The sequence below is a fragment of the Halobacteriovorax sp. BALOs_7 genome (assembly GCF_003612895.1).
Taxonomy (GTDB): Bacteria; Bdellovibrionota; Bacteriovoracia; order Bacteriovoracales; family Bacteriovoracaceae; genus Halobacteriovorax_A; species Halobacteriovorax_A vibrionivorans.
Map to the genome: position 1 here is coordinate 966,989 of NZ_CP027772.1, position 14,200 is coordinate 981,188.

Consider the following 14,200-nt stretch of genomic DNA (forward strand, 5'->3'; position numbering starts at 1 on the left):
AATTTAGGCAAAAAAAAAGGCCCGCTAAGCGGGCCTAAGTATAAACTTTAACTTGATTAAAGAATATTGATATCTGCAGAGATTGCAAAGTTTGTCTTGTCTGAGTCAAGATCATCAGCAAGGAACTGAATATTTGGATATACGTAGATATCTCTTGTTACAGAAATTCCTACACCAACTGATTGGTATTCATATGCTCTTAAGAAGTTTGAATCTTCACCTCTTGATTTTTGGTAGTTGAAGTAACCAAATACTGTTCTGAATGAGAACATATCATTGAATCTGTACTCTAGTTGTGGGTAGAAACCTACTGCTAGTTCAGTAAGAGCATCTTTTGGAACTACTGTTTCTGGCTCATTTCCATAGAAGTATGCACTTAATGAAACTGAAGCACCGATAGTAAGGTTAGTTCCTTCAAAGTTCTTCATCATATTGTGTGAAGCACTTACAACTTGTCTTAGGTCTACATTCTTGTAAGATTCAGCTGTACCAAAAGTTACGTCTGCAGAAGTTGAAGTTTGGAAGTCACCAATTTTGTAAATTCTTGAGTAACCGATATATGGATTATCAACGTTACCTTCTGAATGTCCCCATGGGTTTAGTACAGAAAAACCTGCACCAACAGTCATACTGTCATTTTTGTTGAAACGGTATCTTCCTGAGAATGAACCACCAAAAGATGTTTTTGTTTCTGTTTCTGGATCACCGTAGATATCTGGTCTCTCTTCACCAAAGATATCATCTAGTGTACCACCGTTGTATCCCATTGATAGAGATAAAGAGTAGTCAGACTTTGAACCAGACTGTGCTCTAAGTCTTGCGTTTGTAATTTCACTATCAATGTCTTCCTTGTTTGATTCTTCTTGCGCTTGAGCAGGTGCTGCCATTGCCACTGCTAGAAGAAGCATAAGTAGCTTTGAGCTTTTAACTAAATTTCTCATTTTCACTCCATGTGTATGTTTTTAATTAGGGTACTATTGTCTAAAGAACGACGTAAAAGATCAAATAATTTCTTAACAAAACCTTGATATTCAATAAAATACGATGATGCGTTCCGCGCTAAATTTAATATAATTAAGTTTCTTCTTCCTATACAGGTGATTAAAATTTTATTTTAGGGAGATGTTAATGAGTGATAGGCGAATCTTTAAATGGGCCCAGAGAGGAAATGTTCAGGAGCTGAGCATTTTATTACTTTCTGTATCAGAGATTAATTTAGAGGTAAGAAACCAAAAAGGCCAAACACCACTTCACGTCGCTGTTGAAAATGGGCATCGTTCGTTTGCACACACATTGTTAAACTCCGGTGCAAATCCGAATTGTCTTGATCATCTTGGCAATACACCTCTTATGAAGGCCGCACAAAAAGGGGATTTGAGCCTTTTTAAATTACTGATTCAAAATGGATCTTATATTGAAATTGAAAATTCAAATAAGATGACGGCCTATGACTGGGCGCACGCTTTTCATCGCCGCAACATAATATTTTACTTGTCTTCATATGGGCATTCTAAAAAGTCGGAACTCAAAGCTTATTTAGGTGCCTTCAAACAGCTCTTCCAAGAAATTATTCGCTAGTAATTATATCAACTCATATACTGGTCACATAAAAAAGGAGGACCATATGCGAGTTCATACACTATTTACAACAATTATATTAAGCTAGAGAAGATTATAACTATCTGATTTTATGAAAAAAGGAGGTTTTGGCCTCCTTTTTTTATTTTGAGTATGTAATCATTTGTTTAGTGCTGCTGATATTTGTTTGACATATCAAACTGTTGGCGATAATTATTCTCCATACTAACAAAAGTATTAAATTTAAGGAGAATAACATGTTTAAAAAATCACTTATTGCACTTGTTTCATTACTTTCAATTACAGCTTTTGCTCAAACTGACTTAGTTCTTGAAGGTGAGAGATGGCTTGCTGCTAACAAAGGTTATGTATGTGGAGCTTACTCTGAGTATACAAATGCACCTTCATCTCACTCTGGGATGAATGTAGTATGGGGTGACCTATCGACTGATTACACACTTGATAATGTTTTAATTAAAGCAACTTTTGAAAATGCAAATGGTGTTGAATGTTCTTACTCTTCACTTCTTTTTGCTGATAACGATGCGTCAACAATCGAACTTCTTGAATCAAGAGCTTTCTCAAAAGTTGATGCCGCTGCTGACTGTTCAGAAGGTAAGGCAATCCTTGATTCTCAGCTTGAGTACAATGACTACCTATACTGGGGACACCCTCACCACGCAACACTAATGGTTCCTGCTGCTGGAGCTGCTGAAGTTTGTGGAGCTGGTGCAACACATATTGGAATCGATTTTATGGTTTATAAAAGACTATAAAAAAATCCTTGATATGAAGCAGGGCCCTTCAAAGAAATTTGATCGGCCCTGTTTTTATTTTAGATATGAGCTCATTAATTAGAAAACTTTTAAAAATACATAGAATCCTTGGCCTTGTTTTGGCCGTGAATTTCTTAATTTTAGGACTTACTGGTGTTGTGTTGGTATGGAGACACGAGCTCGCACCTGTACAAGCTGTTGAACAAAGAACGTCATTTATTTCAGAAAAATCATCTCTTTCAAAAATTGAAAATTTCATTTCCACTAAGTATGAAGGTAAGAAAGTTCTTTCTATTTTTAAAGGTGATGATGGTGATATTAATGCCAGAGTAACTGAGCCAGGTATCGAAAAGTTTAAAGGTGCCACACGTCTTAAATTTGATATGGCAGGTAATGCAATCGATAAGGAATTTGTTAAATCACAAACTTCTAATAAAGTTATCGATTTCATTCTAAAGCTTCACCGAGAACTTCTCCTAGGAGGTAAGGGGAAGATCTTAATTGGACTAATGGGTCTTTTCTTTTTAATTGCACTTATTAGTGGTGCTCTTATTTCTAATAAATTCTACCGAAATATAAGGAATATGAATTCTCGAATTCTCTTAGGTCGCTTCCATAAGATAATTGGAGTTAAGACATGTGCTTGGCTATTGATCGTGACATTTACAGGAACAATTCTTGCTTTCAATAGTACACTGATAGGGCTCTTCTTAAGAGATAATGTCCGTGCCCAACAAGAAAATGCAAGAGTTATTGAAAATGCCACTTATGTTTCAGTTTTAGATATCTATGATGAGCTAAAAGAAAAGCTGCCACATCTTGAATATGACTTTATCTCATTTCCAGATAATGAATTTTCAGTTCCAAATCACTTTGTGATTCTTATGGAAAATGAAGAGCATCATCATGAAATTGCTTATGTTGATGCTATCACAGGAAGTTTAATTAGAACTGTTTCACTACCTTGGTATCTAGAATTACTTATTCTATCTGAACCACTACACTTCGGTGATTATGGTGGGGTGATCTTAAAAGTCATTTGGAGTATTTTAGGATTAGTCATTTCATTTATTCCAATCAGTGGAATTTATATTTTCTTATTTAGAAAACGATTACTTAGTTCTACATCAAAAATGTATGATGGCTCGACTTTAAATGATGTGAATATCTCTTTAAATGAGATCGTTTTACCAAGCGCATTTATTTTTATTATTTTCATTGTTTCCTCTGATTATAATTGGCCACTAAGTGGACTCTTTCTTATTTACTTAGGAATTTCATGGAAGGATATTCTTAGCTTTACTCTTCGTCTAAAAGATAAAGTAGTAAGGAAAGAAGTCTCATGAGTTCACAAGTTCAAATTAATAATAAATTTGTTAAGGCCATCTCCTTATTATGCTTCATCTTTGGCGCTTCACAAATGATATTGTTGGGACTTCTTCCAATGATCTCAGAAGCAACAAATTTAAATATTACGACAATTATTATTTTTTATGGACTTTCAATTTTTCACTTTCTTTTGATGACAAGAGTTTGGGGAAATTTATTTAATAGTTTAAGTCCAGTTACGGTATATCGAGTGGGACTCTTTGGGATTTTCTTCTCTTATGGGTTTCTCTTACTGGCATTTCTTGTGAGTAGTCCAATCGCTGCATTTGGGCTATTCATCATATCAAGAATTATCCATGCCTCAACTGCAAGTAGCATTGTTCCATTCTCTCAATTAATTAATTTACGTTTTCACACTAAATCTAGCGATGGTGTTCTTAATACAACAATGTTCTTAAATATTGGCCGTCTTTTTGGATTAATTTTAGGTGGTGTATTCGCATTTAACTTAAGTATGAGTTTAGTGATCTTAATGGTATTCATTATTGCAGTATCTTTGAATGGATGGGAGCGAGCAGGAAAAGGAATTCTTCTTTGTGAAAAAGACTACAAAGAAGAAAGTGATGAAATAAAAGATAAGAAAGTAAGGTTTAAGCCTTTGTTTTTAATTCCTTTATTTTTTACTCTTATATCATCATTCTATAATACAGGAATTACAAAAGCTGTAAGTTCTATATTTGAAGAGGCAACAAAACAGTCGGCCACTATTTATTGGTCTTTAACTTTAGCTACACTTTGTCTTGTCCTTATTCAATTTATAATAAAAAAATATAAACTTCTTGAATCATACATTTTCATAACTTTTGGTGTTGTCTCACTCATTGCTAGCTTTTATGCATTTACACTAATTACTAGTATCACAACTCTAGTTGCTTTCATTTTATTATTTGCAATCGCAGCGGCAATCATCCCAGTTTATTATATGGGATTTATTTATGGACAATATGTCACAGATAAAAAAAGTATTGTGGCAAGTAAGATAAGTTTTTATCAAACGTTAGGTAATGCTATTGGGGCCATCTCTGCAGGGACAGTAATTAAGCTTAATTTAGACGTTTATATAATTTTTATATTTTCAATTTTAACATTTTTCTCTGTTTACATGATTGTAAAAAACTCTCGCCTAAAGTTGAGTAAAGCCTATGTTGGAGTAAGTAATGATTAGCTCTAATCCAAGAATATTAGCAAATAAGTACAGTATCCGCTCTCTTATTAATTCTTTGGCACGTGATTATTCACAAGAGAATTTTATTAAGTTTTCAAATGATGCACTTATCGTTGAAGTCAATGAATTGAATTGTTTGACCTTTGAATTAGCTGCATATTCTCCGCTAGGTGGTCACCGCTATTCAGGTAAGATCTTGTTTAACAATGAGGAAGTTTCTTTTGATGAAATGCTACCCATTCTATGTGAAAGATTTAATGAAGTAGATACATCATTTATTCATAATGTTTTGAACTCTCGAAATAATATGGAACTTATTTTAAGAGAATATGAAAATAAAGACATTATAATTGATGACTATCTCTCAAGTGAACAATTGATGCTCTTAGGCCATCCGTTTCATCCATACCCAAAATGTAAAAATGGAATGAACAAAGAGGATATGAGGTTATATTCACCAGAATTTAAAAATGAGTTTAATTTAATTTGGCTTAAGTGCCATTCTTCTGTCATTTATACAAATGGTGACATTATAAATGTTCATAAGGCCATGAATGAATTGGCCAATTTTGACCTTGAAGAACTTGAAGAGGACTATATTTATATACCTATGCATCCATGGCAATGGAGTCGTTTGGCCAAAAAGAATGAAGTCGAGACCCTCTTACAAAGTGGACTTATCACAAAAATTTCACAGGGGAGAAGAAAATGGTGTGCCCTTTCATCTCTTCGATCACTATATTCAAAAGATGCTCCGTACTTAGTTAAGTATTCAATGGATGTAAAGCTCACTAATTCAATTCGTCATCTTCAGCCACAAGAGGCCATTCGCGGTATGCAAATGGAGACTGTTTTTAAAAATGAAAAGGTCGATGAATTTAGCCAGAAATTTGAAGTCCTGTATGAGCCATTTTATGTTGCACTTAAAAATAATGATGGAAGTGCAATAATAGAATCAACGATTCAATTACGAGAGAATTTTGCAAGTGATAATTGTCTACTCTTAGCAACACTGGCCGAAGAGAATCCATATACTGGAAAGTCTCACTTAACGACGTTAGTAGAAGAAAATGCTAAAAACCTAAAACTTGAAACTGGTAATTTCTTTTTAGCTCGTAAGAATTGGTTTTCAGCTTTTCTTGAAAATGTAGTTGGAGAGTTTATTAAGCTCTCAGAGGAGCATGGAGTACTTCTAGGTGCTCATATGCAAAATATTATCTTAAGAATGAAAGATGGCCTGCCTATTGGTGCAGTCTATCGTGATTGTCAGGGGACTGGCTTCACTTCTAAGAGTGTTGAGAAGTTTGGCAAAAAATATGATTTTATTAGCAAGACTAAGGGGAATATTTTAAATCCAGATGATGTAAATAAGGTTTATACTTATTATTTAATAATAAATTCAGTTTTTAATACAATCATATCTCTCGCTAATGGAGATAAGAAAGCAGAGATCTTTCATTTAAATCAATTTAGAAATTTTATTTTTAAGGGATATAAAAAATCATCCTTTCTTAAATTTCTCCTTGAATCAGAAACTCTTTTTCAAAAAGGAAACTTTAGATGCTGTATTACTAATATTAATGAAAATACAATAGCTAACCCTTGGGATATTTATAACCAAATCGAAAACCCAATAGTTTCTCTTCTAAGACGACCTCGTCAATATCAAGGGACTCTTTATGAGTGCAAGACTCACTCTGGCCAAACGATATCTCTTCGTGCATTTGATTTAGATAAAGATATTGATAAATTCCATGAATGGCATAATAAAGAGTATATCTATGAGTTTTGGGAAATGAATTTCTCAAAAGATGAATTGGCAAAATATATTCAAGGCCTTAAGTCTTCACCATTTCAATTACCTATAATTGTCGATATCAATGGCCAACAGGCAGGATATTTTGAAGTTTATTGGGCATTTGAAGATCGTATTGCCCCATATTGTGATGCCAATATCTATGATCGTGGAATTCATATCTTAATTGGTGAAGAGAAGTACTTAAGAACAAAAGCAGTTTATGAATCTATCTTTCATTTAACAAAGTTTATCTTTGAAGATGATAAGCGCACTCAAAGTATTTGGGGAGAGCCACGTGAAGATAATAAAAAGGTTTTAAAGTTAGCTGAACTACTTCCTGGCTGGTCTCATGAAGGTGTTTTCGACTTTCCTCATAAAAGATCTAATCTCTTAAAAGCTAGTCGAGAGCTTTTTAATATGGAGAGTACAAATGAATAGTCATGAATTCTTTAATCTTCATAAGAAGCTTATTATAAAGGCCATTGAAGAACTTCAGTATGAAGAGTTATTTGATATTGAATATAATCATAGTCATTTCTATTTAAAGATATCTGAAGAAATTTATTATACGTTTCTTGGACGTATAAGTGTTTGGGATAACCTCCAAATAGAAGAAGAATCCTTTAGAAAATATAGTAATGGTAAAGTCGTAAAAGAGTATACATTGGCAGACTTCTTTTATGAAGTTCAAGATATTTGTAAAATGTCTGATGATACTCTTGCTCAATTTATTGAGGAAGGGAACCAGACAATTTATGGTGATCTCATTTTAAATGAGACATTAAAAAATATAAATATTGAAGAAATTGCAAAATATAACTTTAAATCTGTTGATCAAATCCTATCTGGGCATCCAAAAATCATTATGAATAAAGGACGTCTAGGATGGGGAAAGAGCGAATTAGAAAAATATGCTCCTGAGTCACGTAATAGTTATCAAGTTCATTGGTGCGCAATCGCAAAGAACAATCTTATCTGGGGCCTAGATGAGACACAATTAGCTTTTTCAACATTGTATTCAGATTCATTTGATGAGACTGAGCTTAAAGAAATCAAAGAAAAGATTGCAAGTTATGATCTCAGTTTTGATGATTACTTACTCGTTCCAGTTCATCCATGGCAATGGAATAAGTATATCAGTATTCAATTTGCGCCGCTTATCTATAAAAATATAATTATCTCTCTTGGAGAGTTAGGGTCAACTTATACCCCTCAAGTATCTATTCGTACTTTGTCTTCAGATACTGAGGGGAGTCAGTATGATCTAAAACTAGCGATTTCCATCCTTAATACTTCGTGTGTAAGAGGGATTCCTCAAAAATATATTAAGGATGGCCATCGTCTATCTGAAAAAATTGAAAAGATCATCGCAAGCGATAATGTTCTCAAAGATAAGGTAATAGTTCTAAAGGAAGTCGCAGCGATTAGCTGTCCAATGCCAGAGTTTGATCGGATTTCTGGCGGATCTTATCGTTATAAAGAATTATTAGGATGTGTTTGGCGCGAAAGTGTTGAGTCAAAGTTAGGGGAAAATGAAATTGCTATACCAACGGCCGCCTTATTATTTGCAAATGATAAGGGCTCCCTTGTAGCTGAGTACATTAAACAATCAAGACTTACGTGTGAAGAATGGTTAAAACAATACTTTGAATCAGTGGTTATCCCTCTTTATCATCTTCAGGCCGAACATGGACTTGGACTAGTCGCTCATGGGCAGAATACTATTGTCATCTTAAAAAATGGAGCTCCTCAGAAGTTAATTATAAAAGACTTTCATGGCGACTTTAGAATGGCCTCAAATTCTAAGCATATAAATGAGGACTTTGGAGTCTCTCTTGATACGCTTGCCCCTGAGTATTTAATCCATGATCTTATTACAGGTCATTTTGTAACGGTTCTTCGTTACTTCTCAAGAGTTGTTGAAGAAAACTTAGATTATAAAGAAAGAGACTTCTATCACTTGCTCGGTAGAGTGATCTCAAATTATCAAGCTGATAAGAATATAGGTGAGAATATAAATTTATTAAGAGTAGAATTTGAAAAAGTATTGGTTAATTCTGTGCGATTTGTTGCTGGTTACAGTGAAACAGCGCAACGTTTAAAGCCAATGCTTGGTAATAATATAAAAAATCCCCTTTTGTCGGATAAGTAGAGGTAAGTGATGAAGACGACATATGATATTGTAGGTATAGGCTTAGGTCCCTTTAATCTTAGTTTAGCAGCATTATTAAATCCCCTTAAAAATGTTAGTAAAAAGTTTCTAGACAATAAATCTGAGTTTAGCTGGCATCCGGAATTAATGTTTGGTGATGCTATGATGCAAACATCTTTTCTCAAGGATTTAGTTACCCCTGTGGATCCAAGAAGTGAGTTTAGCTTTTTAAATTATTTAACGGAAAATGGACAATTCTATCATTTCCTAAATACGGATCGTAAGGCCATTAACCGTTATGAATTTCAAGACTATTGTAAATGGGTTTCAAAAAAACTTGCCCAAGATATCGACTTTAATTCTAATGTGATTGACATTAAACATGATGGTGAAAAATTTGAAGTAATAAAAGAAGATGGTTCTTATTTTTCAAAGAATATTTGTGTTGCCTCTGGGCCAACTAAGAATATTCCAGAGTGTGCTCAGTCACATCTTTCTGACAAGGTATTTCATGCTAAATCAAAGTACATGAAAAACTTAAATCTTGAAGGTAAGAGAGTTGTTATTATTGGTGGAGGACAAACTGGAGTTGAGACATTTAGAAACTCTTTAAATGGTATGTGGGGCAGAGTTGAGAGTGTAACTTTATTAAGTGGGCGACAAAATCTACAGCCATTAGATGAGGCACCATTTACAAATGAAATTTTCACACCTGAATTTGTTTTAAACTTTCATTCCTTACCTCAAGAACAAAAAGATAGCTATACACAAGCACAGCTTCTGGCCAGTGATGGCAATACTCCTCAATATTTACAAGAGATGTATAATGAACTTTATTTAGATAAGTTTTACTTAAAGAAGTTACCTGAATATAAAATTGCGCCAATGCGCTGGCTTAAAGGTATAGAGAATAATGGAAGTAATTACTCATTATTAGTTGATAATTTAATGTCAGAAAGTGAGGAGTTATTTAAAGCAGATATTGTTATTTTAGCAACAGGCTTTAAAAGCGTTCTACCAAAATTCTTAGATTCATTAACCGATGTTATTCAAAAAGATCATCAAGGAAGAGTGATTGTTAATCAAGACTATAGCCTTTTAACAAATATTAATTCTGGAAAGATTTATACAATGAATTTTAGTCGCCATGGCCACGGTATAGCTGATCCTCAAACAAGCTTGATGTCTTGGAGATCTGCAATGATCGCTAACGATTTAACGAATGAGACAACATATAATACACAAAATACAGGAGAAAGCTTTTTAAGCTTTTTTAAATAAATGGAGTATAAAATGAAAATTTTAACATTGATATTAGTATCAAGTATGACTTTTGCTGCACCAGTAGCAAATTCAAAAAAAGAAGTAAAAAAGGCATCATCTTTTGATACAAAAGAAGAGGTCATTGAAAACCCAACGCTTAAGACTTTATCAGGCTCTTTAAAAAGGTGGTCATTTTATTCAACATTCGCTTATAAAGGCGGAGCGATAAATGATCTAACAAGTGCTGAAAGACCAAATATTAAAAATGCGCAAGGGACACCGTCTCTTTCAAATATCTCTGGTGTATTTGGAGCAAAGTATCGATTAACTAAATCTGACAATATTTCTCTGCAGGCCGGTATGTATATGGCAACTCCATTTCATTCCAATCACACGGCCTCAACTTCAACTATTCAAAAAGAATTTGATGATAATTCACAAGAATTAGATATTGATAATCCTGTTCTCTCATACTTTAAAACTTATAATCTTGGTGAATTACAAAATGTATCATTTGTTAAATACCAACATGTAACTCGTGGTACTGAAAAAGATTATGGGTATGAAGGTGCTGCAGCTTTTTCTCAGGCCATGGCCTATCGAATAGCTAAATTTGCCTATATCGCTGCATCAGCAACTTTTACACAATACTTTTTTAATAAATCAAAAACAAAGTATATGGGTTTTGATATGTCATTACTACCATATCAAACAGAGAGAACTTACCAGCTCAGTTTATCGACAGAAATGTACCTGAGAAGAAATATTTCAATTCGACTTATCTCTGACATTTATTCTCGTTATCAAATGAGAAGAGAGAGTGAAATGGAAAAGCGAGTATTGCAACAGACTATCGCAGGAACTTATTTCTTCAATCGTGATATTTCGATAGCGCCAAATATTCGTTTTATCGCAGAGGATATACGAGCTGATCGAACGAATGTAGGTTTGACATTAAATATGAATTTATAAGAAAAGGGCCACATGAATGGCCCTTTTTTTATTTTTCTGTAATTTCGTAATCATCATGACCTGGAATATCTTCTGGGTCTGGGGCCATAAAATCAACACCCAAGTGTAAGATCCTTGTTCCTGCTTCGCAGTTAGGTCTTACATTCTTACCAATGACAATTCCTTTCTTGTTTGCACAGATAACTTCTTTAACTTGTCCAAAGACATCATATACCTTAGCGATGACTTGTCCTTTTTTAATACGATCAGTTAATTTTGGTAGAACATCAACAATTCCACCTTTTGTTGAATATATCCAGTATGAATGATCGCAAATTGTTGCATCTGTAACCATATCGTGAACTTCACCTTCGATCATATTATAATAACGGAGTGTGTTTCTGATTCCTTCAAGGGTTTCATCAATTAATGTATGTTGAAATGCATTTGGATTTCCAATTTCAACTGTAATAGCTGGAATACCTTGGTCATTTGCCCAAGCACGAAGTGTTCCACTTTCATCGTATTTTTGTACAATAATTTGTGGATTTTGCAGGAAGGCCAATGTTCTTGTTTCTTCATTTTCAAGATCAGCTCTAATATAGAGACTGTTTACACGGCCATGACTTGCAGTGTGAAGATCTAATAAGTAGTCAAACTTTGAAATAATCTTGCTCGTAAAATAATGAGCATAGATATTACTTGTATTACCACCTAGTTTTCCTGGCATGATTCGATTTAGGTCAACACCGTCAATAAAGGCGCGTTGATTATTTAAGTAGCCTGGAACGTTACTTATAGGAACCATGATTAATGTTCCCTTAACTTTTTTGGGATCTAATTCTTCAATTAATTTAAAAATTGTGGAGATACCATTTAACTCATTACCATGTACGGCCGCAGTAATTCCAAATACTGGCCCGTCTTCAACTCCTCTGATGATGACGATTGGAATTCTCCACGGTACCCCCATGGAGTTGTCTGAAAGAAGAATTTGAAGTCTGTGAACTTCTCCCAGCTCATAGCTATTAATATCAATTTCTTCAGTTGCTTTAATAATTCTTATATCGTTCATTTCTTTTCCTAGAACATAATTTCATTAAATAATGATTCATCATTATCAAGTGTTTTAAATAACTTCTTCTTAAATCCACCTTTCTTGTTTGATAGATACTGGGCCATTTTATCAATGGCAACGATTGTTAGAACTGTTTGAATATAAGCTTCAATTAGATCATCTGTACCAATACCAAGTGAGTTAAAATCTTTTCTATCCATAAGCATGAGTCTAGATGTATCAGAATCCCATTGGTTTTCACCTGTTTTAACAGAAAGATTTGTCCCTAAAACATCCCAACTATTTTTTGGGTACTCTGCTTCTAGCGGCTTTCTCGCTCGACGCGCATAAACTGCACAAGGCATGAAACCTTTTGAAGGTGAGTTGTAGACCATAAGCCTTAAGTCAGCAATATAGATATTTCCTTTTTTATTAGGAACAGTTCCAATGTGAAAGAACTTACCATGCTCACTCGTCGAACTCCATTCATAGTGGCCAATTAAGCTTTGTACAATGAATTGATCATATGGATAATCCATTTGCATAAATGCATCTAATTCATCTTGATTTGTTACAGTAAAAACTCCTTGTCCGGCATTTGAATAAGGAATTTTAATAACGGCCTTACCTCCAAACTTCTGTACCCATAGTGGAACGGCAAGCTTGTTAACATCTTTGATTGTCTCAGGCATATTGATTCGAAGACCTGATTCGGCAAGCTCTGAATTATAAAGTTCATACGCTTTATTTGCTAAGAGTTTATTACGTCCACCAGCTAAGCATACTCGAGTTGAGTTATAAATAAATGTTTTAGTCGTTGCAGGAATTCTATTCCATGGCTTCTGGGTAACATAGCGAAATGCTGCTCTAATTGGAATGATCTCACCAGTTTCAAGCTTAAGTTGCATTACACCATCTTCAAAAGTAATGAATTGCTCTTCACCATGAAAGTGGGGAATTAGATAAACATCTTCTCCAGTTAAGTCAGCGATTGTCGATGCATAACCAGAAGTTTCCATATAGTTCTTATCGTAAATAACTGCAAGAGAGCCTTTTGGAAGTCGCTTCTTTCTTTTCTTTAATGCTGGGATAAATGAATTTTCAATTAAAAACTTATAGCCACGGTGTTCATCAGCATCAGTACGAGGTGGCATTGACTTTTGTCCTGAAGGACATGAGTTTGTTTCAAGGATTACCATACGGCGGTTACCTGCTTCTGTCGTAACATAGAAGAGGTCTGAACCTCCCCAAAAGAAATGCTGAGTTTCGTATGAAAGTATATCTCTTAATGTATCAGTACATATTTGAGGATTTAGGTGACTATACCTTTTAATAATCCTTTCATGATCTAAATTTAAAAAGTTACTCACTAGTGGATGTAGTTGTGAGTTTAGTGCTTTCGGATAAAAGTGATCTTCTTGTTCAAAGTTATCAGGTCTAATACGTTCAACCTTTCTTAGTGTTACTGTTTTTGTAGTCAAAATTACTCCAATTCAAAAATAAAATATGTGACATCATTATAGTCTTAAATTGAAAGACAGCGAAAACCTATTTTTATATTTCATAAAAATTAATTTAACCTGATGTGTAAATGTTGAGGGAAATACTTGGCAAATAAAAAAGGCCACAACAATGTGTGGCCTTAATCGATATAAATCACGAGTAAGTTTTAGCGAACTAACGCTGACTCATTTCACTAGTTGTCTCTGTTATTAAATCGACCTTTTTAAGGTCTGAAACAATATTTTCAGCGACTTTGTATAGCCCTGGCTTTTCAATACGGGCCGCTTTTTGTACTTCTGTCACAACTTCTTGAAGCGGACTTCTTCCATCGAGGTGATCCCAAATGAAAGCAGCTAAAAAACTCACTTCATAGCGCTTACCTTGTGGATTAATCAGAATAGGTGTTGTATCGTTGCTCTGTCGCTGTATACTTCCTCTTTTTATAAACATTAATACCTCCATGTTTTCTACATCATACGTCACATATATTTTTATTCAAATGCCCCTATGTTATGTTTGGTAAAACCTAATACGTAATATACTGACTTTAGGTTATCCTTAATTTGTG

Annotated in this window: 12 protein-coding genes; 8 read left to right on the forward strand and 4 right to left on the reverse strand. The window is 34.1% G+C overall.

The window, feature by feature from the left end:
* Positions 1-56 precede the first annotated feature (56 nt).
* Positions 57-941, reverse strand: coding sequence for a hypothetical protein (locus BALOs_RS04770; protein WP_115360953.1), 885 nt, complete (start codon positions 939-941; stop codon positions 57-59).
* 187 nt (positions 942-1,128) lie between these two features.
* On the opposite strand from BALOs_RS04770, the gene BALOs_RS04775 reads away from it, so the two are divergent.
* The 8 genes from BALOs_RS04775 to BALOs_RS04810 all read left to right on the forward strand — a co-directional run bounded on the left by BALOs_RS04775 (position 1,129) and on the right by BALOs_RS04810 (position 11,093).
* The gene (locus tag BALOs_RS04775) at positions 1,129-1,578 is read left to right on the forward strand and encodes an ankyrin repeat domain-containing protein (RefSeq protein WP_162929551.1); all 450 of its coding nucleotides are present in this window, start codon (positions 1,129-1,131) and stop codon (positions 1,576-1,578) included.
* 257 nt (positions 1,579-1,835) lie between these two features.
* Positions 1,836-2,354, forward strand: a complete 519-nt coding sequence (locus BALOs_RS04780; RefSeq protein WP_120404452.1) for a hypothetical protein — start codon at positions 1,836-1,838, stop codon at positions 2,352-2,354.
* Positions 2,355-2,419: 65 nt separating this feature from the next.
* On the forward strand, positions 2,420-3,700 hold the full coding sequence (locus BALOs_RS04785; RefSeq protein ID WP_162929552.1) for a PepSY domain-containing protein: 1,281 nt from the start codon (positions 2,420-2,422) through the stop codon (positions 3,698-3,700).
* On the forward strand, positions 3,697-4,908 hold the full coding sequence (locus BALOs_RS04790; RefSeq protein ID WP_120404454.1) for an MFS transporter: 1,212 nt from the start codon (positions 3,697-3,699) through the stop codon (positions 4,906-4,908). Before BALOs_RS04785 ends, BALOs_RS04790 begins: the two co-directional genes overlap by 4 nt.
* Positions 4,901-7,144: a GNAT family N-acetyltransferase gene (locus tag BALOs_RS04795; protein ID WP_120404455.1), complete on the forward strand. Its 2,244-nt coding sequence runs from the start codon at positions 4,901-4,903 to the stop codon at positions 7,142-7,144. The genes BALOs_RS04790 and BALOs_RS04795 overlap by 8 nt, the downstream gene beginning before the upstream one ends.
* Positions 7,137-8,858 carry an IucA/IucC family siderophore biosynthesis protein gene (locus tag BALOs_RS04800; protein WP_120404456.1) on the forward strand — a complete coding sequence of 574 codons (1,722 nt, stop codon included), beginning with the start codon at positions 7,137-7,139 and terminating at the stop codon, positions 8,856-8,858. The genes BALOs_RS04795 and BALOs_RS04800 overlap by 8 nt, the downstream gene beginning before the upstream one ends.
* A 9-nt stretch (positions 8,859-8,867) precedes the next feature.
* On the forward strand, positions 8,868-10,139 hold the full coding sequence (locus BALOs_RS04805; protein WP_120404457.1) for a lysine N(6)-hydroxylase/L-ornithine N(5)-oxygenase family protein: 1,272 nt from the start codon (positions 8,868-8,870) through the stop codon (positions 10,137-10,139).
* A 12-nt stretch (positions 10,140-10,151) separates the two neighbouring features.
* Positions 10,152-11,093, forward strand: a complete 942-nt coding sequence (locus BALOs_RS04810; RefSeq protein ID WP_120404458.1) for a hypothetical protein — start codon at positions 10,152-10,154, stop codon at positions 11,091-11,093.
* Positions 11,094-11,121: 28 nt separating this feature from the next.
* Here the strand turns inward: BALOs_RS04810 and BALOs_RS04815 are convergent, their stop codons facing one another.
* The 3 genes from BALOs_RS04815 to BALOs_RS04825 all read right to left on the reverse strand — a co-directional run bounded on the left by BALOs_RS04815 (position 11,122) and on the right by BALOs_RS04825 (position 14,082).
* Positions 11,122-12,147, reverse strand: coding sequence for a succinylglutamate desuccinylase/aspartoacylase family protein (locus BALOs_RS04815; protein ID WP_115360936.1), 1,026 nt, complete (start codon positions 12,145-12,147; stop codon positions 11,122-11,124).
* Between the two features lie 8 nt (positions 12,148-12,155).
* Positions 12,156-13,610, reverse strand: coding sequence for a hypothetical protein (locus BALOs_RS04820; protein ID WP_205570972.1), 1,455 nt, complete (start codon positions 13,608-13,610; stop codon positions 12,156-12,158).
* Positions 13,611-13,806: 196 nt separating this feature from the next.
* On the reverse strand, positions 13,807-14,082 hold the full coding sequence (locus tag BALOs_RS04825) for a PqqD family protein (RefSeq protein WP_162929553.1): 276 nt from the start codon (positions 14,080-14,082) through the stop codon (positions 13,807-13,809).
* Positions 14,083-14,200 lie beyond the last annotated feature (118 nt).

What these genes read in the sequence shown, in the direction of transcription:
- BALOs_RS04795 (WP_120404455.1), top strand. Translation starts at nt 4,901, where the DNA reads ATGATTAGCTCTAATCCAAGAATATTAGCAAATAAGTACAGTATCCGC.
- BALOs_RS04825 (WP_162929553.1), bottom strand. Translation starts at nt 14,082, where the DNA reads ATGTTTATAAAAAGAGGAAGTATACAGCGACAGAGCAACGATACAACA.
- BALOs_RS04805 (WP_120404457.1), top strand. Translation starts at nt 8,868, where the DNA reads ATGAAGACGACATATGATATTGTAGGTATAGGCTTAGGTCCCTTTAAT.
- BALOs_RS04815 (WP_115360936.1), bottom strand. Translation starts at nt 12,147, where the DNA reads ATGAACGATATAAGAATTATTAAAGCAACTGAAGAAATTGATATTAAT.
- BALOs_RS04810 (WP_120404458.1), top strand. Translation starts at nt 10,152, where the DNA reads ATGAAAATTTTAACATTGATATTAGTATCAAGTATGACTTTTGCTGCA.
- BALOs_RS04790 (WP_120404454.1), top strand. Translation starts at nt 3,697, where the DNA reads ATGAGTTCACAAGTTCAAATTAATAATAAATTTGTTAAGGCCATCTCC.
- BALOs_RS04775 (WP_162929551.1), top strand. Translation starts at nt 1,129, where the DNA reads ATGAGTGATAGGCGAATCTTTAAATGGGCCCAGAGAGGAAATGTTCAG.
- BALOs_RS04785 (WP_162929552.1), top strand. Translation starts at nt 2,420, where the DNA reads ATGAGCTCATTAATTAGAAAACTTTTAAAAATACATAGAATCCTTGGC.
- BALOs_RS04800 (WP_120404456.1), top strand. Translation starts at nt 7,137, where the DNA reads ATGAATAGTCATGAATTCTTTAATCTTCATAAGAAGCTTATTATAAAG.
- BALOs_RS04780 (WP_120404452.1), top strand. Translation starts at nt 1,836, where the DNA reads ATGTTTAAAAAATCACTTATTGCACTTGTTTCATTACTTTCAATTACA.
- BALOs_RS04770 (WP_115360953.1), bottom strand. Translation starts at nt 941, where the DNA reads ATGAGAAATTTAGTTAAAAGCTCAAAGCTACTTATGCTTCTTCTAGCA.